Source organism: Pseudomonas sp. EGD-AK9, from assembly GCF_000465935.2.
GTDB lineage: Bacteria > Pseudomonadota > Gammaproteobacteria > Pseudomonadales > Pseudomonadaceae > Aquipseudomonas.
On record NZ_AVOF01000778.1, the window covers coordinates 1 to 713 of the forward strand.

Sequence of the window (713 nt, forward strand, 5' to 3'; positions counted from 1 at the left end):
CACCGCCCTGGTCTACCGCCTGGGGCGGCGCGACGGGCAGACCAGCGTCGCCACCATGCTGCTGGCCGGCATCGCCCTCACCGCCCTGGCGGGGGCGGCCATCGGCCTGTTCACCTACCTGGCCGACGACGCCACCCTGCGCACCCTGACCTTCTGGAACCTGGGCAGCCTCAACGGCGCCAGCTACGCCCGGCTCTGGCCGCTGCTGCTGGCCACCGCGGCGGTGGCGCTGTGGTTGCCGCGTCGCGCGCGTGCCTTGAACGCGCTGCTGCTGGGCGAATCCGAGGCGCGCCACCTGGGCTTCGAGGTGGAGCGGCTCAAGCGTGAACTGGTGTTCTGCACCGCGCTGGGCGTCGGCGCCGCGGTGGCGGCGGCCGGCCTGATCGGCTTTATCGGTCTGGTGGTGCCGCACCTGATGCGCCTGCTGGTCGGCCCCGACCATCGTCTGCTGCTGCCGGCCTCGGCGCTGGCCGGCGCCAGCCTACTGTTGTTGGCCGACCTCGCCGCGCGCCTGGTGCTGGCGCCGGCCGAGCTGCCGATCGGCATCGTCACTGCGCTGATCGGCGCGCCGTTCTTCCTTTATCTGCTGGTGCGGGGGCGGAGCTGATGCTGCGGGCCGAACAACTGGAAGTCCGCCGCGGCCAGTGCGCCGTGCTCAGCGGCATCGACCTGCAGCTGCAGGCGGGCGAGGTGCTCGGCGTGCTCGGGCCCAA

Annotated in this window: 1 protein-coding gene and 1 pseudogene; both read left to right on the forward strand. The window is 72.9% G+C overall.

The features are described from left to right. A partial coding sequence (locus tag N878_RS23780) for an iron ABC transporter permease (RefSeq protein ID WP_021445995.1) occupies positions 1-607 on the forward strand: 607 nt, incomplete at its 5' end. After that, a pseudogene (locus tag N878_RS29725) lies at positions 607-713 on the forward strand (heme ABC transporter ATP-binding protein); the annotation flags it as partial. The gene N878_RS23780 and the pseudogene N878_RS29725, both read left to right, overlap by 1 nt.